Source organism: Xenorhabdus griffiniae (genome assembly GCF_015163655.1).
Lineage (GTDB): Bacteria > Pseudomonadota > Gammaproteobacteria > Enterobacterales > Enterobacteriaceae > Xenorhabdus > Xenorhabdus griffiniae.
The window spans coordinates 25,817-49,857 of record NZ_JADEUF010000004.1 but is presented as its reverse complement, the minus strand read 5'-3'; the positions used below and the strand labels follow the sequence as shown (position 1 = coordinate 49,857).

Below are 24,041 nucleotides of genomic sequence, written 5' to 3'. Positions count from 1 at the left end.
TACTCATGCACACGGACCTTCACTCTCCTGATTCACTGCGCCAGCTTATCGCTGGCCTGTTTAATCAAAAAAATATTTTGGTGGGCGATCATGACGATTTAATTCGCAATGGACTGGATTCAATGCAAATCATGGCATTGCTAAACCAGTTTAGACGCCAGGGCCATCGTGTCACTCTGCGCGAACTTTACCAAGAGCCAACGCTGTATGCCTGGAGTCAGCTGCTGCAACGCTATGCCCCTGTCGTCACTCATACAGTTTCCCAAGAGACAACGCCACAGCCACGGATTGTTGATGCTAACCCATTCCCATTGACGGCGGTACAACATGCTTATTTTGTTGGGCGTTCACCGGAGCAAACGTTGGGAGGCGTAGGTTGTCATTTATATCATGAGTTTGATGGTATCGGGCTGGAGCCTGAACGACTGGAAGCGGCTATTCACCTACTGATCCAGCGCCATCCGATGTTACGTGTGCGTTTTTTGCCGGATGGTCGCCAGCAAGGTATGCCCCGCGCTTACTGGAAAAAATTAACGGTTCACGATCTCCGCCATCAGTCAATTGATGAACAGCAACAAGCGCTGGATAACATACGTAACCAATTAAGCCATCGTGTATTACGAGTTGCAGAAGGGGAAACGTTTGATATTCAGCTTAGCCTGTTTGGTGATAAACAACATCGTCTACATGCCAATATCGATCTGCTGATCATGGATGCCGCCAGTTTTAGCCTATTCTTTACCGAACTGGCGGCATTAATTGCCAAACGCAGCCTGCCTGCTATTTCTTCCGACTATGATTTTTGCAGTTACCTGACACAATATCAGGCTCAATTTAAGCAAGCCCGGCAGGAAGCAGAGGAATTCTGGCGTAACCGATTAGACACCTTGCCACCTGCCCCTCAACTTCCTCTGGCCAGAGATCCTTCTCTGATAAAAAATGTTCGGATCCAGCGCAGGTGTTTTCGTTTATCGCCTGAACATTGGGAACGTTTTAAACAACTCGCGCAACAAAATGGCGTGACGCCAACGATGGCATTAGCGACGGCATTTGCCGCTTTATTGTGCCGTTGGAGCAATGCAACACGCTTGTTGTTCAACCTAACGCTATTTGACAGAGCTCCGCTACATAACGCGGTTGACAACATTCTGGCCGATTTTACCAATATTTTGCTATTGGACATCCCCGGCGATAATTTACCGTTCAGCCAACTGGCTCAGGATGCACAAGCAACATTTACCGAGGCTTACGAACATCGTCACTGGTCTGGTGTCGAAGTGCTGCGTGAACTCAAGAAGCGAGGTAACCACCCACATGGTGCACCGGTTGTGTTCACCAGCAATTTAGGCCGGCCTTTATATGGTGAAAATACCGGTGATGTCCTGGGAAAACCAAGCTGGGGAATATCACAAACTCCCCAGGTATGGCTGGATTTTGTTGCCTTTGAACATGAAAACGCCCTGAACATCCAGTGGGATAGCAACGATGAACTTTTCCCTGACGGCCTGATGGATACGCTATTCACAACCTATCAAGGACTGATTGAAAACCTGACGGAAAACGCAACCCAATGGCACGAAAAATTACCGGATCTGATGCCTGAGTCGCAATACCGTCTGCGACACCAAATTAATAACACGGTTGAACCGTTACCTAATGCTTTGTTGCATGAAGCGGTGTTTACACAAGCAGAACGCACACCAAATGCTGTGGCTTTAATAGCCCATCATGAACAAATAAGTTATGGCGACCTCAGTCTGGCCGCCCGCCGATTAGCCGCCGTACTGCAAAAAACGTCGGTTATACCGGGAGATCGCGTTGCCATTAGCATGGAAAAAGGCATCGGACAAATTGTCGCTGTGCTCGCTGTACTTTATGCCGGCGGTGTTTATGTTCCGGTTCCCGTAGATCAACCACTAAGCCGACGTCGCGCTATCTGTGAAAGTGCCGGAATCAATGTCGTTATTATTGATCCTAAGCAGCAGAATAATACCTGGTCACAGGATATACATTGCATTTCCTGGCATCAAAATGAGCCGTTACTGCCCTTAACTCACATGGCTAAGCGCGCGGTGACTGATCCGGCTTATATCATTTATACTTCTGGTTCAACTGGGATGCCAAAAGGTGTGGTGATTAGCCATCAAAGCGCACTGAATACCTGTCTGGATATCAATCGCCGTCATCAGGTACAAAGCCATGACCGTTTACTGGCACTCTCTGCCCTGCATTTCGACCTCTCTGTATATGACATTTTTGGCATTCTCAGTGCAGGAGGCGCACTGGTATTAATTGATGAAGCACAACGCCGCGATCCATCAACCTGGGAAATGCTGATCGAGCGTCATCACGTTACGTTGTGGAACAGTGTACCGGCACTGTTTGATATGTTGCTGACCTATTGTGAAGGGATGGAGGTTGATGCCCCGAAAACACTTCGTACTGTGATGTTGTCCGGGGATTGGATCGGTTTGTCACTGCCTGAGCGTTACCGTGCGTTCAATCCTGATGGTGTATTAAGTGCAATGGGAGGCGCAACGGAAGCGGCTATCTGGTCAAATGAATATATCGTGAAGGAAATTGACCCGCAGTGGCGTTCTATCCCTTATGGATATCCTCTCACTAACCAGCGTTACCGCGTAGTTGGTGAAGATGGCCGTGATTGCCCTGACTGGGTTGTCGGTGAACTGTGGATTGGTGGTGCTGGTGTAGCGCTAGGCTATTTTAATGATGAAGAACGCACGGCTACCCAATTTGTTATTGATCAGGGAGAACGCTGGTATCGTACTGGAGATCTGGGTTGTTATCACCCCGAAGGCTGGCTTGAATTTATGGGACGCCGTGATAGCCAGGTGAAAATTGGGGGTTACCGGATTGAACTGGGAGAAATTGATGCCGCCCTCAGTCAAGTAACCGGTATCAGTAAAGGTGTTGCCTTAGCCCGTGGTGAAAAAGAAAAGTCTCTGGTGGCATTCCTGGAATTGGAAGGTGATACTTTATGCCAACGCATAAATCGTGCCCCACAATTACCAACACACTATCGTGATCTGTTCCCTGCAATGCAGGCAATAACCGATGATAATCATCATGACGAAGTTGCGCCATTCCTGCTTGAACACCTGTCGCGTTATGGCATTACATTGACTTCACCGCAATCGCTCACTGATTGTCTGACGCAATATCAACCTCAGCCGGAATACCATCACTGGTTTGCCCGTATGCTGACGTACCTTTGCCGATGCAATTTATTGACTGAACCTGCACATCATATCTATCAGGCTGGATTGCCAGCCACCTCATTCAGTCATGAAGCAAAATGCATTCCTGCACGCTGGCATTCTACGCTGCGTAATATTCTTACCGGACAGCAGGCAGCCGTCACATTACTTGATGATCCGCAATTTGCACCGGAGCAACTGCTCTTTGTCCAACCAGAAACCCAGCAATGGCTGGCAGGGTTGAAACACGTCATCATTGCCCTGTCCCAGCGGTTACAACGCCCCGTTACTTTGATGGAGTTCGATGCCCGCAGCGGCCTCTGTGCTCAGTGGCTGGCAGAACATATCACTGACCAACATCTGTCTTATATCGGTTTTGAACGTTCTCAGGCTCTGATTAACCAGATGCAGACAAGATTAAGTGGCTATACTCACGCATCAGCACAATATTGGTCTGAGAAAAACCGGCCAGAATCGCAACAACATCAGGCAGATATCATCCTGCTAAACAATGTATTACACCGTGAGGAAGATCCAACACGTTGCATCAAAGCGTTGCTTCCACTGGCACAACCGGGAGCGCTGGTATTGGCAATGGAGTTACAACAAGCCTCCCCTATTTCCCTGATTACCGCGGAGTTACTTTCACCCCAAGGTATTCAGTTACGTTCTGCGTCAGAGTGGTTATCTCTTCTTCCATTGCATGCGGAAACACCGATTACTATCGGTAACTTGAGTGTGTTGTTGATGCAAACAAGTGACAACGTCACCATACCTGATCGGGAAAAAATTAAATCCGCTTTGGCACAACATTTGCCAGGGTATATGATCCCACAGAGCTTGCATGTTATCCCGCACCTGCCCCTGACTCCTAACGGCAAAATCGACCGCAAGGCGCTGGCACAATCTCAGTTCGCCACAAAAACAGATACAGCGACGCCTCAGCCTGAAATAACCGCACTAAATGCGGTGGAGCAAACCGTTGCCGATAGTTGGCAACGCCTGCTAAATACAGAGCAATTGGGCCGTAACAGCGACTTTTTCCAACTTGGCGGTGACAGCCTTTTAGCTACCCGTTTGATTGGTGACCTGGCACAACAAGGCTTCAAAGGCGAACTCAGCCACCTGTTCCGTCACCCGCAATTGGCGGCGTTTGCCTCAACACTAACTTATTTATCTGAAACTGCATCAGAAGCCTATGCAATACCCGAAGAGCAAGATGAATATCAGCCTTTCCCATTGACCGAAGTTCAGCAAGCTTATCTGGTCGGGCGCTATCCTGGTTTTGCTCTAAGCGGCATTGGTGCACATTTCTTTATCGAATACCGGATAGAACAATTAGATGTTCAGCGCCTGAATCGTGTGTTAAATCGCCTGATCCAACGTCATCCGATGCTCAGGACAGTTGTGATTAATGGACAACAACAGATATTGCAAAATGTCCCGCTTTTCTCCGTTAAACAACACCGATTTGCTGATATGACTGAAGCAGACACCTTACGCGACCACCTGTCACATCAAGTATTAGATGTCAGTCGCTGGCCGGTGTTCGATTTCCAACTTGCACAAGACAACAGTCCAGTCTCCCGACTATTTGTTAGTCTGGATAACCTGTTATTAGACGGGTTAAGTATGCAGATATTGCTGGCTGAATTAGAGCAGCTATATCTCAACGAACAGCACACATTACCGCCACTGAAAGTGACATTCCGTGATTGTGTATTACGCCAACAACAAATGCCGGTACACCAGCGTTCACTGCAATACTGGCAAGAGCGAGTGAAAACATTGCCATTGGCCCCGCAATTACCATTGCGTATTGCACCGGAAAATGTCCAATCCCCGCATTTTGTGCGCTATAGCGATCGGTTATCTGCACAGGAATGGGAGCAGTTAAAACAACAGGCGGCCTCCCACCAAATAACACCTTCTGCGCTCCTGCTTGCCGCTTATGCAGCCGTGCTGTCCGCATTCAGTACCAGACCGGAGCTAACCCTTAATCTGACGCTGTTTGATCGCCCACACTGGCATGAGGATATCAAACATATTTTGGGTGATTTCACCTCATTGTCACTACTGGCCTGGCATCCAGAGAAGAACTGGTTATCAAGTGCGCGTCGGCTGCAACAACAGCTATGGCAAGATCTGGATCACCGCCATATTTCAGCGATCAGAGTGATGCGTGAACTGGCACAGCGCCGTGGTCCCGACTCTGCCGTTATGCCAGTCGTTTTCACCAGTGCGTTGGGAACCCATGAAGGACAGTTCCTGTCACGTTCATCATGGATGAAACCGGTTTGGGGGATCTCGCAAACGCCACAAATCTGGCTGGATCACCAGGTTTACGAATCTGACAATGAACTTTGCCTGAACTGGGACGCAGTCGAAGAATTATTTGAGCCACACCAGTTACAAAGCATGTTCAACAGCTATATGGCGCTATTGCGCACGCTCGTTATACAACCGGAAAGTTGGCATTCAGCTTTAGAGCAATTGCTGCCACGCCAGCAAGACACGGTCGTTACAGATAATCCTGTTGTGGCGATGGCACCATCACGCCTAGAAGGCGCCGAGCCACAAATATGCAGTGAAATTCAACGCTTGTTTTTATCTGTAACCCATTGTCCGATAAATGCACAACAGAACTTTTTTGAGGCAGGAGCCAGCTCGTTACAGCTCATTCAACTGCATAACAAATTACAACATGCGGGCTTCCAGCATCTTGCTGTTACTGATTTATTTGCTTATCCGACACCAGAGGCGCTCAGTTTGCGTTGCCGTAAAGAGACACCAGACGGAAACAACCCGTCGATTACCCTTCGTCAACGTCAACAACAAAAGCGTCTGCAACAACGGGAAAAACGTCATAAAGGAGCTGTACAATGACTAACTTAACGCCTCACTACGATAATTGCGATCCCATCGCAGTGATTGGCCTTGCCTGTCGTTTTCCGCAGGCACCAGATAGCGATACTTTTTGGCATAACCTGCAACAGGGGGTTGAGTGTACGACGACACTTTCCCGTCAAACATTATTAGATGCAGGTATTCCTCCTGAAGTCATTGATAGTGAAAACTTTGTCAATCAGGCGGCAATACTGGAAAACGCGGAACAATTTGATGCCACACTGTTTGGCTATTCGCGTCAGGAAGCAGAAATGCTCGATCCTCAACAGCGTCTATTCCTGCAAACAGCCTGGCACGCGCTTGAACATGCCGGTTATGCGCCCCGGAATATCGCCCTGAAAACCGGTGTCTTTGGTAGCAGCCGGATCAGTACCTGGCCTTCATGGTCACAGTTTGCAATGACCGATGTTGGCAAAGTGAAAGGGTTACAGGCATTAATGAGTAACGATAAAGATTATCTTGCGACTCGTACTGCCTATAAATTAAATCTGAAAGGTCCTGCCCTCACCGTACAAACAGCCTGCTCAAGCTCACTGGTTGCCGTACATATGGCTTGCGAGAACCTGCGTTCCGGTGAGTGTGACATGGCTCTGGCCGGTGGTGTGGCGGTTTCTTTCCCACAAGAAAGTGGTTACTTGTATCAACCAGGGATGATCTTCTCACCTGACGGGCATTGTCGTCCTTTTGATAGCCAGGCAAATGGCACCTACGGTGGCAATGGTGTTGGTGTTGTTGCATTGAAGCGTCTGAGTGATGCCTTACGCGACGGCGATCCCATCATGGCCGTGTTGCGTGGCAGTGCCATTAATAACGATGGCAACGAAAAAGTAGGCTTTACTGCACCTTCAGTGAATGGCCAACGCCGTGTGATTAGCGAAGCATTACAACTGGCTGATGTCGGCATTGATGACATCGGCATGATTGAAGCGCATGGCACAGGAACACCCCTTGGTGATCCCATAGAAGTTGATGCATTACGCACTGTATTCTCTGACCGCAGTGGATCAGTACCGCCTTGTTACCTTGGCTCCGTGAAAAGCAACATCGGCCATCTCGATACTGCCGCAGGCATTGTCAGTTTGATCAAAGCGGTTCTGTCCGTCTGGCATGGTTACATTCCTCCAACAATCAATGTACAGCAACCCAATCCGGCATTACGGTTGCAAGAAAGCCCATTCAGGCTGGCAACACAAGGACAACGTTGGACGCAAGAATTACGAACTGCCGGCGTTTCTTCATTCGGTATTGGCGGCACCAACTGTCATATTGTGGTGCAATCATTGCCAACAGAATTACGCCGCCGTGATGTCAATCATTCACCAACAGCGCCGTTGCTGCTCTCCGCAGCTTCTGAATCCTCATTGCGTCAATTGGCACAACGTTACGCGACTGCGCTCAATAATACCCCTGAACGTTATGCCGATCTGGCCTGGACTGCATTACAAGGGCGCGATATTTCACTGCCCTGGCGTTTAGCGCTGACAATATCACCACACGATATAGAGAAAAATGCGGCCAGTTTATCCGCTTTTGCGGGCAATATACCAACACCGAACATTTTTAGCGGACAAGCTAAGAATGAAAACAAGCAATTGTGGCAATTCAGCGGTCAGGGATGCCAATGGCCTGGCATGGGAAAAGCCATGTATGCCAGCTCTCCGGTTTTCTCCGCCATGTTAGATCGTTGCTGTGCGGCCTGTGCTTGCGAGTTAGCGCTGCCATTAAAAGCCGTTATGTTCGGCGAGCATGATGCTGCATTAGCGACTACCGAATATGCACAACCGGCTATTGTGGCACACCAAATTGCATTGGCAGCCCATTGGCGTGCACTTGGGCTAAAACCGGATTATGTACTTGGACATTCCGTTGGTGAATTCGCAGCTGCCGTTGTTGCCGGAATTTTTACGCCTGAACAAATCATGCCGCTGGTCGCCGCTCGTGGCAAACTGATGCAAAACTGCTCCCAAGGAGGAGCAATGCTGGCAGTCTTTGCCAACGAAGAAGATATTTGTCCTGTTACTGATTCATTATCTTTGGATCTGGCTGTTTGCAATGGCCCACAACACTGGGTTTGGGCCGGCACTGAGACAGAAATTGAGCTTCTGGCACAACGTCTGGCACAGCAGCAGATCCGCTGCCAACGGCTTAAGGTTGCTTGTGCCGCACATTCAGCCATGCTTGATCCTGTTCTGGCAGACTTTTCCCTGTATTGCAGTCGGTTACAACCTGCATCGGGAGAAATTCCGCTCATTTCTACCTTGACAGCTAATCTGGCAAGTGATGAGCAATTAGGCTCACCAGATTACTGGTGTAGCCATATGCGCCACACGGTACGTTATCACCAGGCCATCGAGTTTGCCCGCCAGCAAGGTGTTGCACTGTTCATGGAATTTGGGGCTGATGCACAGCTAACAGGGATCGGACGACGTGGCAGTCTGCCGCAGGAAACCTGGATTGCGAGTACACATCGTCAACGTTCCCCAGAGGCAACTCAACAAACGGCACTTATGCAACTTTACTGTGCCGGTGCGCATCTTGACTGGCCGCATCTTTTCCCGTTTACCGGAGTAAAATGCCATGCGCCACTCTATCCATTTGATGAGCAGCATTACAGCTTCTCTGCAACCGAATTACCTGCCAATAAAACCGGACAATCTTTAGCCAATAGCCCTATTGAGCTTGATGTCAATTCCCTGCTTGATCCTGCCATTGAGCAAAGCCCTGATGCAGCAATATTGCGGGCGTTGTATACCGATGCATTGATATATCAGTGCCATGGGCGTGACACTGAACAAGGTTTCAGTGCTATCGACACCATTCGGGCTGGTCGGCTACAACCCTGCTGGCGTCCGTTGCTGGAGCAGCTATTAACCCACTGTGTACAGCAAGGCTATTACCAGGAAATTTCCGTTCCAGCGGTAAGTAAAATATATCGTCCTTACCGTGCCTTGCCTTATGCCAGACGCCGGTTATTGGAGGCGCGTTTATTCACGGCTTTCCCGGCACTAATTTATGCTGGTGAGCGCCTATTCGCTCTGTTAAGTGATCGTGCTGATCTGCCTCGTCAATCAGTGACATCCCAAACGATGGCAAAAGCCTGGCTTCCTGCCCCCCAACCATGCCCTGATACTCACTATGTCTTGCATTGGCGCCCAATAAACACCGCGGATAGACAGAAATCTTCAACGCCCTATACGCTTCGCTCTTCAACAGCAAATAGCGAGACGATAAGTCATTGGCGTCAGGCCGGTATTCATTTACAACCTGAAAGTGGCAATACGTTATTGCTGCTCACAGGCAATAATGTTGCAGAATTATGTGATCAGGTTATTCACGAACTAAAACGCGACGAAACAACACCGTTAACCGTTATAACCTGCTGCGCTCAACCAGAATCCACCTTGTTAAAAGAGGATATCAATCCCGCCCAATATGTTATTTGGGCCTTGCTGCGTGTTGCCGTTGAAGAATACCCCCATCGCCGCATTCAGGCGATTGATATCGCTGATGTCAACGACGCTGACGCGTTATCATTCGCACTTGGCTATCTGGATGAAGGCCATCAAGTACACAATCGCTGGCTGCGAGTACGTGGAAACCAAATCGCTGTTCCTGTTTTACAGCGCCAGTCATTACCATTATCACCGCAGCCGGTATCCATTCCTCATCAGGGTTGGCACATTATTACGGGCGGAATGGGCGGTATCGGTCGCATTTCCATTCGTTGGTTGCTGGCCCAGGGTGCGCGCAAAATTGCCGTGTTTGCCCGCCGCAAGCAGGTGGATTGGGATGATTTTGTACAAGAATTGTCATTGAGTAACGAATGTGAAATACGTTGGGTTAACCTTGATGTTACTGATACGTCAGCCTTGCTAAATGCGGTGCAAACTCTGGCACAAGAAGATCGTATCGCTGGCGCGATCCATGCCGCAGGCATTGCTGACCACACCCCACTGGCAAAACTTGAGCGTCAACATCTGTCACAAATATTATCCGTCAAAGCTCACAGCGCATCGGCACTGCAAACTGCGCTCCAACAACATCATGCACAGTACCTGCTGTTGCACGCATCTGCTGCATCAATGCTAGGTGCCCAAGGACAAGGTGCTTATGCAATCGCCAACGCTTGTCTGGAATCCTTAGCGCTGACAGCACCAAATCAATTAATGGTTAAAACGTTGGTTTGGGGCGTTTGGGGTGGCATTGGTATGGCCAGCGACCGACGGTTGGTAGAAAAACTGGCGCAAGATGGCATGTTACCGTTCAGCACAAATGAAGGTATCTGGCATCTCAACCAATCTTTGCATACTTCATCTGCTTGCTATCTGGCAATGCGGTTAGATGAACATCACCCTGATATTTTGCGGCGCTTACAGGCTGACGTTTCCGATACGACCTCGTCACTTTCTGCCGATAACACGTTGTATCAGGACAATGAACAACGGCTTAACTGGCTGCGTCAGCATGTTGCAACATTATTACGTCTGGAACAGATTGAACATTTAGAGCCGCAACAAGATCTATTGCAATTCGGTTTGGATTCCCTGCTATTCCTGGAGTTAAACGCGGCGATCCACCAGCAATTTGGCTTTAGGTTGACCGCAGGTTTGGCTTACCAAAATATGACGCTGGCGGGGCTTAATACGCTCATTGGCGATGCCCTGCCTGAACAGCCTGTCATCTCTTCCCAACCAGCGGTGATTGTTGACAGCGCCCAGCGCCACGCCCCCTTCCCTCTGACACCCATTCAGCACGCCTACTGGATTGGTCGTACACAGGCCATTGATTTTGGTGGTGTTGCTTGTCACGTCTTATTTGAATGGGATCTGGCACTGGATAGCTTTGATATCCCGCGTTTTGAACAGGCATGGAATGCGTTGATTCAGCGTCATGGCATGTTGCGCATGATAGTCGATGAAGACGGGCAACAAAGGATCTTGCCGGAAACACCGTGGTATGTTCTGTCTCAGGCTGATTTGCGTACACTGGATGATACCGCCTGCGAACAGGCGTTAGCCCAGCGTCGCCATACTCTCTCCTACCAAGTACCACCGGCAGAACAGTGGCCACTGTTTGACGTCTCTGTATCACTGCTACCGAATGAACGTTGTCGCTTACATATGAACCTGGATCTGTTGCAGTTTGATGTACAGAGTTTCAGGATCATGATGGATGATCTACAACTCGCTTATCATCAACAACCTCTGGCCCCACAAGCATTTACTTTCCGCGATTATGTGATGGCAGAACAAGCGCAACGTGAAAGTAAAGAGTGGCGGGCATCATGGGCATACTGGCAGGAACAACTACCTTCATTGCCACCGGCACCACGATTACCGTTGGCGCCACAATTGCCCCAACGTAGCCAACCACAATTCACAACTTATGAAGGTCGACTGGCACAATCTGACTGGCAATGTCTCAAACAAAGCTGGAAAAAATGGGGAGTTACCCCTTCTGCAGGTCTGTTGACGCTGTTTGCCCATACCCTTGAATGGTACAGCCGTCATCCGCTGTTTACGCTCAACCTGACATTCTTTAACCGGCAACCTTTCCATCCAGAGGTGCAAGAGCTGATTGGTGATTTTACCTCGGTGATGTTGATGGATTTTGATTTACGCAAGACAACGTCCCTACGAGCCAGCATGGAAAAAACCCAGGCTTTGCTCTGGCAACGGTTGAGCCATAGCCATGTCAATGGTGTTGAGGTATTGCGGGAACTTGGCCGCCAACAAAACGGTGAAACCCAAAACAGGCAGCCGCTGACACCGGTCGTTTTCACCAGTATGTTAGGAATGGCACAAGAAGGCGTCGCTATCAAACAATCCATCACCCAATTACTGGGCGATCCGGTCTTTGTTCTGAGCCAGACGCCACAAGTCTGGTTAGATCATCAGGTCATGGAAGTCGATGGTGATCTGCTGTTTAACTGGTACTGCATGGATAATGTGTTAGAGGCAGGCGTTATTGAGTCACTGTTTGCCGCTTATAATGCACTGTTAGTGCAAATTTGCCGCCAGCCTGAACACATGGCGTATTACGACCTGCATACGCCACCGTCTGGTCATACGCGTTATGACTTCTGGCCACAACACCCTGAATTGCGTCAAGCCGAACATTATCTGCGTACTAAGCCTGAAATACGGCTGGCAGAAATTCAGCCACGTCAGGATGATACACAAGGTTACAACCTGTGGTTGGTTGCAGAAGATCATTTGCCCTTATCACTGCCAGAACCACGGATTATCAACACCGATACCTTACCGCTCCCCACGTTAGCAGAACAACAAGCGTTTGAACGTTCCTGGCAACATATTGAGCAACAAGCATTATTTGGCCTGAGCCAAACTTTACTGCGCCATAACTTATTCACTGCGGTACAACAATATCACTCTCGTGCAGAGATTGAACAACGCTTACAACTGGCCCCACAGTATCAACGCCTGCTGACTCAATGGCTGGCATTGTTCAATAGCCAGGGATTTATTGAAAAAATCGCTGACGGATACCGTTGTCTGCAACCACTTAGCCATGTTCCAGCCCCTACAGCAAAACTGGATGATGCACAGTGGTGTCAAACCATCAGCCGATATATAGCAACCTGCATCGAACAACATGACAGCCTGCTTGCCGGACGTGGCAATGCATTGGAACTGCTGTTTGCCGATAAACAAATCACTGCCAGCCTCTACAGTGAGAACCCCGCATTACGTTGCCTGAACCAGGCTGCCGCTGAAATTGTCCGACAATTGAGTCAGACATCCGAACATTTCACTGTACTGGAAGTCGGAGCAGGAACCGGTGCAACTTCAGAGAAGGTATTGGCACACAATGCACACGCCATTCAAAACTACCATTTTACTGATGTTTCACCGCTATTCCTGGATGACGCACGCCAGTTACTCCATCACTACGGCGAAACGGTAAAATTTGCCCTGTTTGATATTAATCAGCGTATTGATTTTAGTCAGCACCCTGCATCCGGTTATGACCTGATTATGGCGGTTAACGTATTACATGATGCACTCCATCTGAAAAATACCCTGCGGCGCCTCTCCCGATTATTGAAGGCCGGCGGATGGTTGCTAATTATTGAATCAACCAAACGCGAAAGTGCTATGCAACTCACCAGTGTCGGATTTATTGAAGGTATTAACGCCTGGGTTGATGATCGCGGTGATGATCATGGTAATAGTGCATTGATGGAACTTGCGGGTTGGCGTAATTGCCTGACGCAGTCCGGTTATCGGGTTTCATTGGAATGGCCGGGGCAAAACGGGCCTGAACTGCATCAACAACTGATCCTGGCACGAGCTGAACAACAAGCACGGCTTAATATCAGTGAAATAATCGCCCACTTTTCTACCTTGCCTTACTCATTGCATATTCAACAGCAAGAGCAATTGCCGTTGATAGTGACAGCGAAAGAGAGCATGGCACAACCGTTAATCGCGGAAACCGGACAACCAGACACAGAAGATGATCAGCTTCATGAGATTGAACAACAAGTCATTACACTCTGGCGTTCACTGCTGCCCCAGTCAATACAGCGCCACAGTGACTTTTTCCAAAGTGGCGGTGACAGCCTGATTGCCACCCGAATGGTCGTGCAACTACGTCGTCAGGGTTACGAACAAGCCAATCTGCAACAGTTATTCGAACATCCTAAGTTGAGTGAATTTTGCCGTACTCTGCGGGTAACCGAACCCCGTTCAGAGACACTTGCGATATCGCAGCAAACTGAGCCTGCATCTGAGCAAATTTTGCCACTGACCGCACTGCAATACGCTTATTGGCTGGGAGAGAGCCAACTGTTTCAATTTGGTAACGGTATCGCTCATTTCTATGCTGAGCTGGCTATCAACGGGCTTGATCTGCCTCGTTTTACCCGCGCCTGGAACCGTGTGATAAGCCATCATGCGCAACTACGTGGTTATGTGAAGGATGGGCAATATCATATTTTGCCGCAAGTTCCCCGCTATACACCGACAGTTATTGATTGCCGTGCCATGATGCCGAATGAACGCGAGATGCAACTGCATCATGCCCGCGACACGCTGCGTACTCAAGGCGTTCCCAGCGACAACTGGCCGCTGTTTGATTTAACTCTGTACCATACCGATGATCGGACGCATTTATTGCATTTGACCATTGACCTGTTGGTTGCGGATGGTAAAAGCCTGACGTTAATCCTGCGCGATTTACACCATTGGTATCAGGAACCTGACTGGCAGCCAGCGCCACCGGCAGCAACGATTGGCGACTATATTCAGGCACTGGAGAATGAAGAAACCGGAGAAACCTGGCAACAAAGCCGGCAATACTGGCTTGATCGCTTACCTTCGTTGCCGGATGCTCCGGTGTTACCACTGCAAGATCACCAGTCACAGCAACTCAATCAACAGTGCCTGACCGGACATATCAGCTCACAACAATGGCAGCGTTTGCAACAGCGTGCAGCAGAATACCGCGTATCACCGTCACAAGTGATGCTGACGCTATTTACCCATGTTTTATCCGTATGGAGCAGCAACGAGCATTTTACAATCAATGTCCTGCATGGTAACCGCCTGTTAATGCCTCAGTATTGCGATATGTTAGTCGGCAATCTGTCTACCACATCATTGCTGGAAGTGGATCTGCGTAATATCACAGGGTTCAGTGAGGCTGTAAGCCGGATACAGCGGCAATGGCTGGCCGATCTTCAACACGCGCTGTTTGACGGGCAACGGGTACTCAGGGAGAAAAACCAACACCGCCACAACCTCAACGCAGGTATGCCAATTGTATTCAACGATACAACCGGCACAGCGGGTAAAGGACCAGCAGGGTTGGGAACACTCAATCTTTTTGGTGCGCAAACTCCCCATGTTTATCTCGACTGTATGTTAATTTCCGGCACAGAAGGTGGTGTCACCATACAATGGGCGATCTTGCCACAACTGTTCCAGCCTCAGGTTGCGGAAAACATGTTTGCCCATTATCAAGCGTGTATCACTGTCTTGCTCGAACCGGATTACTCATGGAATACCCCGCTGCCTGACTGGCTGCCAGCAAGTGATCGCGCTTTGTGCCAGAACAGTAATGCGACAAAAAACGTGTTTCCATCACACACGCTCTGCTCGCTCATTGAACAGGCAGTAAATCGTTACCCACAACGTACCGCTGTGGTCGATACCTCTCGTCAGATTGACTACCGCACTTTGTGGTCACAAAGCCTGACACTGGCAGCCCATCTGCAAGCGCAGGAAAATCAGGCTTTATCCCTGATTGGTGTGGTCATGGAAAAAGGCTGGGAACAGGTTGTCGCCGTTCTTGCAATTTTATTCGCAGGACGGGCTTATCTGCCTATTGATGCCAGTTATCCGCAACAGCGGATCCACCAGCTATTGGCATCAGGGAAAGTTGATACTGTACTGACGCAACCTAAGTTTGCTCAACAACTGAATTGGCCTGAGCATACCCACGTCATCTCTCTGGATGAAACATGGCTCAATCACTTACCTGTCACCGAAGCACAACGTTTAGCTGTACACCCCGAAGATTTAGCTTATGTCATCTTCACCTCCGGCTCGACCGGAAAACCAAAGGGCGTAATGATAGATCATCAGGGTGCGGTCAACACGATCCTGGATATTAATCAACGCATTGCACTCAATGAGCACGATAGCGTATTGGCAATATCAGAGTTAACCTTCGATCTTTCCGTTTATGATCTCTTCGGCACATTGAGCCGTGGGGCAAAACTGGTTATTCCTGCTCCTGGAGACACTAAACAACCCGACAAACTGCTGACATGGTTACAACAAGAATCGGTCACTGTTTGGAATTCCGTGCCGGCATTTGTGCAACTGCTTGAGGAATATGCCCGAAGCTATTCTCATTCTCTAAATAGCCTGCGTTGGATATTGATGAGTGGTGACTGGATACCCACCCATTTGCCGGCAAAATTGTCTGCCCTTCACCCTGCGCTTAACCTGCTCAGTTTGGGCGGCGCAACCGAAGCATCAATATGGTCTATTGCTTATCCTATCGCACACGTCGAGCCTGATTGGAGCAGCATTCCCTATGGCAAGCCTTTGGCTAATCAGACTTTCTATGTGCTTAATTCAGCATTGTCACCTTGTCCGGTCTGGGTAACCGGCGAGCTTTATATTGGTGGACGTGGACTTGCCTTGGGTTATTGGAATGATACAGAAAAAACGCAACAAGCCTTTATCATTCATCCCCAAACAGGTGAGCGGCTCTACCGTACCGGTGATTTAGGTCGCTGGCGGCCAGACGGTAATATCGAATTTCTGGGACGCAATGATCACCAGATTAAAATTCGGGGTTACCGGATTGAACTGGGCGAAATCGAGCATCGCTTATATGAACACCCTGACATACAACAAGCGATAGTCTTTGCGCATACGACGTCAAACGGTGCATTGCAGCTCGTCGCCGGCTTACGTTTAACCGATACTGCGCCAGTATCTGCCGAACTGTTACCGATACTACCGCACTGGTTGCAGCAAACCTTGCCAGTTTGGATGTGTCCACAGCGCTTTATCATTCTCGATACGATACCCGTATCCGACAACGGTAAAATCGACAGACGTACATTAATGACTCTGGTTGAAAAAGTGCAAGAAAGTGACTCAGCACCATCAGTGACTCTCAGCGCGACAGGACAAACGGTATTAAACCTTTGGGGGACCGTATTAGAGCAACAAGATATTAACGTACATGAAAGTTTCTTTACTCTTGGTGGGGATTCTCTGGCAGCAGTTCGGTTAATGGTGCAAATCAATCAGACATTTAATCGCCAATACCCACTCAGCCTGTTGCAAACTTACGATACCGTACATTCACTGGCGGAATTTATTGAGCACCAACCAGAAAATACGTGTCAGGGCGTGATCTTGAACAAGGGGAACATTGCACGATCCACCTTAGAAGACTCTACCTTGTTTATCGTCCATCCAATTGGTGGGCACCTGTTGGGATACCGTCATTTGGCTGCCAATTTTGACGTCCAACGCATGATTGGCCTGGCATTTGCGCCAGAAAGCATGAATACCGATAAACCTTCTGTCGTTGCGCTGGCCACTGATTACATCAGTCAAATCCGTAAATTCCAGCCTAAAGGACCTTATGCACTGGCGGGTTGGTCTTTCGGTGGATTAGTGGCTTATGAAATAGCCCATCAATTACGTGCTGCCGGTGAAAGTGTTTCCCATTGCATCCTGATTGATAGTTTCGCGCCGAATGTGCGCACGGATCTGACGCTGGATGATACATGCTGCCATCGTCATTTCCTGCTCGATTTACAAGGACAGTTCCCTGGGCTGGAGCTGGACAACAGCGCTATCACAGCAAACACGGAAACCTTCCTGCAAGCATTGCACCAAGCCTTACCGCAATCTGCACAGATGGATAACTCACTGGCTGAGCTTTACGCCATCTGGCAGCATAATCTGCGGGCATTGCTTGACTATTGTCCACCACAAACTTCACAACCTTTCAGCCTTATTCGGGCAAGGCAGGCATTGCCTGATTTTATGGATTACCTCGATTCAACAACCATTACCTCAACTGATCTTGGTTGGCAGGCTTTTGGGCCAGTCAATGTGACACAGCTTGATGGTGATCATTACAGCCTATTCCACAAACATGTCGGCTCTCTGGTTGCGTGTCTGAAAAACATCCTGAGTTTAGTTCCAACTGTTAAGGAGAACATATGATAAAGCTACGGCGGGTTCTGATTGTCGGTTCAAAATTTGGTGAACTGTATCTTAATGCGTTTCTACAGCCTCGGTCAGATCTGGAACTGGCCGGAATTCTGGCGCAAGGAAGCCCTCGTTCACAACAACTTGCCCGCGATTTCAATGTCCCCCTATTCCGTTCATTGGATGAATTGCCGGATGATATCGATATTGCCTGTGTGGTCATACGCGCAGAGGTTATTGGTGGCGAAGGCGACCAATTAACCCAGGCGTTATTGGCGCGGGGCATTTCGGTCATTCAGGAACATCCTCTTGATGCAGAAGCGATCAAAAGACACCAATCAACAGCTAACCAGCATAATGCTATGTTTTGGGTAAACAGCTTTTACAGCCAATGTCAGGCTGGCAGAAGTTGGTTACATGCGGCTCATCAAATCGAGCAATTATCACGGCAACGTCCGGTAAGTGGCTATCTGACAACCAGCCGCCAGTTACTTTTTTCCGCCCTTGACCTGTTGTTACAGGGTTGTCATTGCCCGGAACAGATTGAGATAGCTTATGTAGGTCAGCGAAACAATGCATTTCATCGCTTTGAACTCAGCATAGCGGGAACCACAATAACGTTAGATGTTCAATCCTATCTGGACCCCAGAGATCCCGATATGCACAACCTGGTCATGCATAAAATGACGCTAATTTGGCCGGCCGGTTATCTGACGCAGGAAGCCAGCTATGGACCGGTTATCTGGACACCGGTTCTTCATGCACCAAACCATCTGAATAATGGACAGAGTCTTTACCTGCATGCCGGCCAGCCGGAAGGCGCTTATCTGCACCAGACAACATCACAAATTCTTTGTCCGGCAACGCAAAATTGGATGACTGCATTTGAATGTGATGGTGCCGAAGGTGTGGCACGCCTCCTCAATACCTTGAATTCAGTATTGAATGGGGCACTCTGCCCCCCTGCTTTTAGCTACGACTACCAATTGCGGCTGGCAGGCTTGTGGCAACAAATTTTACGTATGATGGGAGAGCCGGTTACTCAGGAGCTACAGCCACCCGTCTGGATTGATCCAACCCAATTGATGCTAATTAAGGAAGAAAACTGATGACGTGGAAACTTCCTGTCCATCCGATGATCCGTCCATGCCTGACGACGCATAGCAAACCTAAATATACGCTGCTCATCTGCCCCTTTGCCGGGGGCAGTACCAGTGCATTTCGGAATTGGTCCACATTGGAAGATTCCGATATTGCAGTTTCATTGGTGATTTATCCCGGACGTGACAGCCGTATGAATGAACATGCTGTTACCCGCATTACGCCATTGGCTCAGTCGCTTTCTGATGTGATCAGATCGTTGACTCCCGCACAGAGAGAAAACCTGATACTGGTCGGCCACAGCATGGGAGCGCAAGTCGCTTTTGAAACCTGCCGATACCTTGAACAACATCACTGTGCTCCCAAGGCATTGGTACTTTCGGGATGTCATGCCCCTCATCTTGAATCCCGCCGCAAACTGAGTGGATTGCCTGATCATGAATTCATTGAACAATTGATTGATATTGGCGGTTGCAGCCCGATTTTACGGGAAGATCCTGAACTACTTGCCCTGTTCTTACCCATGTTACGGGCTGATTTTTTTGCTACAGAACACTATTACCATGCTATTCAGCCGGATTCAGTAAAACTACAAACCCCCACATTGTTGCTTTATGGCACTGAGGACCAAGAAGCTTCCGCTATGGAAGTTCAACAGTGGCACCATTGGCTTGCAAGTGACAAACAAAATCTTGCGGATTGCTGCCAAGAAATTGCTGGCGATCATTTTTACATTACACAAAAACCACAGAATTTTATTCTTCACGTTACCCAATTTATGCAATATGTTTATTCAAAGGAGTTCGCATAATGGCACCTTTTTCTATCCCAGAGAACACACTGACGATGACGCCAAACTATCTTTGGAATGGCAAAACCCTGGATCAACAGCTTGCCGGATGGTCCAGTATCTGGGGGAATAAAACAGCGCTGATCTATCAAGAACAGCGGCTCACTTACCATGAACTCCATCAAGCTGCGGAAAGGCTGGCGAGCGGTTTGTATCATCGTGGAATACGCCGTGGTGATAACGTTATGGTGCAACTGCCTAACCGTATCTCCTTTGTTGTCACCTGTTTTGCTTTGTTTAGGCTAGGCGCTCATCCAGTATTATTAATGCCTACCCAACGGGCACATGATGTTCAAGCGCTTTGCCAGATTGCCCGTCCGGTGGCTTATATTATCCCTGATTGTATCCACGGCTTTGATTATCGGGAAATGGCACGGGAAGTTGCCGCATCTTGCCCCGAACTGCAACATATTATCGTTGATGGAGAGGCAGAAGAATTTATCCCATTCACCGCTATTGAGGATGAACCGCTCAATATTATTGGCCCAAGTTATGGCGATATCGCCGTACTTCTGCTTTCCGGCGGAACGACAGGTACACCAAAACTAATCCCACGTACTCACGATGCCTACACCTATGATTTTGTGCTCTCCGCCCGTCTGTGCGCAGTCAATACTGAAAGCGTCTATTTAGCGGTATTGCCTGTTGCACACAACTTCACGTTAGGCAGCCCTGGGATCCTGGGTACGCTTTCTCAGGGAGGATGTGTACTCCTCAGTGATACTGCGAGTTGTGATGAAGCTATGCCATTGATCGAAGAGCATAAGGTAACACACTTAGCATTAGTTCCGGCTCTTGCACGGCTCTGGGAACAAGCGCGTGATTGGGAACAAAGCGACCTTTCATCCCTGCGCTGCTTACAAGTTGGTGGTGGCAGGCTCACACCGGAACTGGCAGCACAAGTTATGGCGCGCCTTGGCCCTTTGCAACAAGTCTTTGGTACAGCGGAAGGGTTACTGTGCTATACCCGATTAGATGATCCTTATGAGGTTATCATTAACACCCAAGGGCGCCCATTGTCAGAAGAAGATGAGATCAAAATTGTTGATATCAATCTGCAACCCGTTGCACCTGGGGAAGTCGGTGAACTGATTACACGAGGTCCCTACACCATTACAGGGTATTACCGTGCTGAACAGCACAATACCGTCGCTTTTACCACGGATGGCTTCTACCGCACAGGCGATTTGGTCCGCATCAGACCAGATGGCAACCTGATCGTTGAGGGACGGATTAAAGAACAGATCAACCGCAGCGGTGAAAAAATTTCAACGCTAGAAGTTGAAACATTGCTGCTGCAACACCCAGATATTGATGACGCCGTTGTTATCGCTGTCCCAGACGAACTATTGGGTGAACGCATTTGTGCTTGCCTGCCAAACAGTGTCAGCCAACCCGATCCTGCTCTCATACAAGCATTCTTGCATCAGAAGGGTGTTCAGCGTCATAAGATCCCTGACCAATGGTTATTTGTGGCGTACTGGCCATTAACCGCGGTAGGAAAAATCGACAAACGCCAGTTAGTACAGATGGCACAAGCAGAAAATAACCACTTGATGCAGCAATATCATGAACACACCATGGCTATTACCAGCACTCCGTTAGATCTGGTTACCCACTTACTTGCCGATAATGATGTACAACCTTGTACGCTCTATGAAATAAAAGGTGAATGGTCATTGGGTATAGGTTGCGCCGCAACCATAAGTGCAGATGCATCGGGGCAATTGATTGATTCACAAGGCCGTCATCATCCATATGATATCCATACATTAAGCCAAAAACTTGAACAAGTGCTCAACGCGGTTCCAATTAAAGACTGGCGTGCTTATGGCAAAACATTATTTGAGTTTTCCCATATGACGTATGGAATGGCAATAGAAAAACAAGATGAAGCATTAATCAAAATTACTATTCCACAACATGAATTACGCATAACTCAAGGGCAGGTGCTGATACGAACACTGGAAGAAGCGCAACTATCTATATTGAGTGAGAAAGTCAAACAGGCTGATCAATTAGGCACACCGGTTTTCCCACATACAAAAGAGATAGACATTATCAATACAGCAGACGCGGCAAAACATTATCAAGACAACGTTGCCAATGCAGTTAAGGATATTGCCGCAGATCACTACCAAAAAGTGATCCTGTCACGCCGAGTCGAGCTTGGTTCAAATATTGATATTACACACAGTTACTGGCTAGGCCGTCGGGCTAACACCCCTGCCCGCTCTTTCTTCTTACGTGATGGAGATTTCACTGCTTACGGTTTCAGTCCAGAAACCGTCGTTGAAGCCGAAAGTTCGGGTTGGGTTAATACCCAACCGTTGGCTGGCACCAGAGCATTAACACATGACAAGGAGCAAGATCAGAAACTGCGAGCCGATTTACTTTCTGATCCGAAAGAAATTTCCGAACACGCTGTTTCGGTTAAACTTGCATTAGAAGAATTAGCGCCGATTTGTCAACCAGAAACGCTTTGTGTCTCAGAATTTATGGCGATTCGTGAACGTGGTTCGGTACAACATTTGGCATCACGAGTAAAAGGGTTGCTACACACAGACAAAAACCGTTGGGATGCATTTATTGCCTTATTCCCGGCAGTCACCGCGTCAGGGATACCGAAACAACCTGCTTTACAAGCCATTTCTCGTTATGAAGATGAACCACGCCAGCTTTATAGTGGTTGTGTCATGCTCCTGGATAGTACGGGTAAACTGGATGCCGCATTGGTATTACGCTCCCTCTACCAGCATAAAGGACGCTGCTGGCTTCAGGCTGGTGCTGGGTTGGTCAGAGATTCAAGACCAGAAAGAGAATGGCAGGAAACCTGTGAAAAACTTGAGTGCATTATGAAATATGTTCGCCCTTATTCCACCAAAGAAGATTAAACGTTTATTAGGATAGGCTGCCGAGGGAAAACCAGATATCACTCTGGTTTTCCCTACGTTAAAAGGATGTACACCCACCATCCAACAAAGCCTGTTCATTACAACGACGGCCGTTCGCCAGCTGGCAAACAGGGACCTGATGACCATCCAATTGCTTGGTTAATGCCGGAATTCCCCCTGCATCAGAGCAACTTTCACTGGCATCTGTACTCAGATAAATACCCAGATCAGAAGGTTGATAATGTTTGTATCGGCTTGCTTGATGCCCGCTGCAACCTGCTAATATAGCGCCTACCAGCAACAACTCGACAAGGATAACTCCCCGCTTTAACCGCATATTTTCTCCCGTTTACTTATCTGATGAGGGTATATACCAATTTCCTTTCAAGATGCGTCTTATATCTCCCCGCGGAGCGGGGAGATATAAACAATCACATTGATTTGCCAGCGGCAACTTGAAGTTAGATTGGTATAGCTCAATGCCCTGTGCTTTTAGAAAACAAATTGATTATTAAAACACCGACAATAATAAGAAGAATACCGATAATTGCCGGTAGATCCAATTTTTGTTGGTATAAAAATATGCCCGCGATAGAAACTAAAACTATACCAAGGCAAGACCATACAGCATAAGCAATCCCCAAAGGCATCACCTTGACAACTTGTGATAACGCCCAAAATGATAAGCAATATCCCATCACCACAACAACAGACGGCACTAAGCGAGTGAAACCATCGGCCATTTTTAACATTGTTGTCGCTATCACTTCAGACAAAATTGCGATAAACAAATAAACCCATACATTCATCTTGCTCACCAAGCCAACGTTATACGACAGACCAGATTCAAAAAAAAACCGCTTAATCTACCATAACTTAAAACAGAATACCTTAACGAAATGAGGTGTTTTTTCTTGATAAAAAAAGAACGATAAAGAAAAAATAAAATATAAATTTGGCAGGAAATGACTCAATAAAATAAAAATGATTACCTCGTTAATCTATCCACAGGCATCAATATTATTTTACCTATAAAAACCATCTCAAATAATTTATCCTGAAAATGACCTAAAGAAATTATTTATTTCAATATAGAAAAGAACAGGGAATTATTTTTTTGCGATAAAAACACTATACCAATCTAACTTCAAGATGCGTGTGATTTCTCCCTACTTCGTAGGGAGAAATCAGGCTTCATATCGTGTTGTAAATTGCGACTTGAAGTTTAATGCGTATATAACAACAATTTAAATACCAACAGGTAACCATAAAGAAACTAAATTAAATAGCGTTTCAAAATGATAGGAGTATTCCTTACCCCGCGCTCCGCGCGGGGTAAGGAACTCCAACATCTGATACT

At 48.0% G+C, this 24,041-nt stretch carries 7 protein-coding genes; 5 read left to right on the top strand and 2 right to left on the bottom strand.

Translation table 11 applies throughout. The annotated features are described in order from the left end of the window. Positions 1–5 precede the first annotated feature (5 nt). Genes IQ211_RS01815 through IQ211_RS19990 form a run of 5 tightly spaced genes read left to right on the top strand, consistent with a single transcriptional unit; the run spans position 6 to position 22,681 of the window. Positions 6–6,104, top strand: coding sequence for a non-ribosomal peptide synthetase (locus IQ211_RS01815; RefSeq protein ID WP_189759369.1), 6,099 nt, complete (start codon positions 6–8; stop codon positions 6,102–6,104). After that, positions 6,101–17,851 (top strand): non-ribosomal peptide synthetase/type I polyketide synthase, encoded by an 11,751-nt coding sequence (locus IQ211_RS01810; RefSeq protein ID WP_189759368.1) that lies wholly within the window; start codon positions 6,101–6,103, stop codon positions 17,849–17,851. The genes IQ211_RS01815 and IQ211_RS01810 overlap by 4 nt, the downstream gene beginning before the upstream one ends. Continuing rightward, complete coding sequence (locus IQ211_RS01805; protein ID WP_189759367.1) at positions 17,848–18,945, top strand: Gfo/Idh/MocA family oxidoreductase; 1,098 nt, start codon at positions 17,848–17,850, stop codon at positions 18,943–18,945. Before IQ211_RS01810 ends, IQ211_RS01805 begins: the two co-directional genes overlap by 4 nt. After that, positions 18,945–19,748 (top strand): thioesterase II family protein, encoded by an 804-nt coding sequence (locus IQ211_RS01800; protein WP_223281673.1) that lies wholly within the window; start codon positions 18,945–18,947, stop codon positions 19,746–19,748. The genes IQ211_RS01805 and IQ211_RS01800 overlap by 1 nt, the downstream gene beginning before the upstream one ends. Positions 19,749–19,783: 35 nt before the next feature. Then, positions 19,784–22,681, top strand: coding sequence for a salicylate synthase (locus IQ211_RS19990; RefSeq protein WP_311062407.1), 2,898 nt, complete (start codon positions 19,784–19,786; stop codon positions 22,679–22,681). 58 nt (positions 22,682–22,739) lie between these two features. On the opposite strand, the gene IQ211_RS01790 is transcribed toward IQ211_RS19990, so the two are convergent. Together IQ211_RS01790 and IQ211_RS01785 are read right to left on the bottom strand one after the other, a co-directional pair. Further along, positions 22,740–23,018 carry a putative hemolysin gene (locus IQ211_RS01790; RefSeq protein WP_189759365.1) on the bottom strand — a complete coding sequence of 93 codons (279 nt, stop codon included), beginning with the start codon at positions 23,016–23,018 and terminating at the stop codon, positions 22,740–22,742. Between the two features lie 139 nt (positions 23,019–23,157). Further along, positions 23,158–23,490: a DMT family transporter gene (locus IQ211_RS01785; RefSeq protein WP_189759364.1), complete on the bottom strand. Its 333-nt coding sequence runs from the start codon at positions 23,488–23,490 to the stop codon at positions 23,158–23,160. Positions 23,491–24,041: the final 551 nt, after the last annotated feature.

Coding starts and splice junctions, on each gene's coding strand:
- IQ211_RS01815 (WP_189759369.1), top strand. CDS start 6: ATGCACACGGACCTTCACTCTCCTGATTCACTGCGCCAGCTTATCGCT.
- IQ211_RS01810 (WP_189759368.1), top strand. CDS start 6,101: ATGACTAACTTAACGCCTCACTACGATAATTGCGATCCCATCGCAGTG.
- IQ211_RS01805 (WP_189759367.1), top strand. CDS start 17,848: ATGATAAAGCTACGGCGGGTTCTGATTGTCGGTTCAAAATTTGGTGAA.
- IQ211_RS01800 (WP_223281673.1), top strand. CDS start 18,945: ATGACGTGGAAACTTCCTGTCCATCCGATGATCCGTCCATGCCTGACG.
- IQ211_RS19990 (WP_311062407.1), top strand. CDS start 19,784: ATGACGCCAAACTATCTTTGGAATGGCAAAACCCTGGATCAACAGCTT.
- IQ211_RS01790 (WP_189759365.1), bottom strand. CDS start 23,018: ATGCGGTTAAAGCGGGGAGTTATCCTTGTCGAGTTGTTGCTGGTAGGC.
- IQ211_RS01785 (WP_189759364.1), bottom strand. CDS start 23,490: ATGAATGTATGGGTTTATTTGTTTATCGCAATTTTGTCTGAAGTGATA.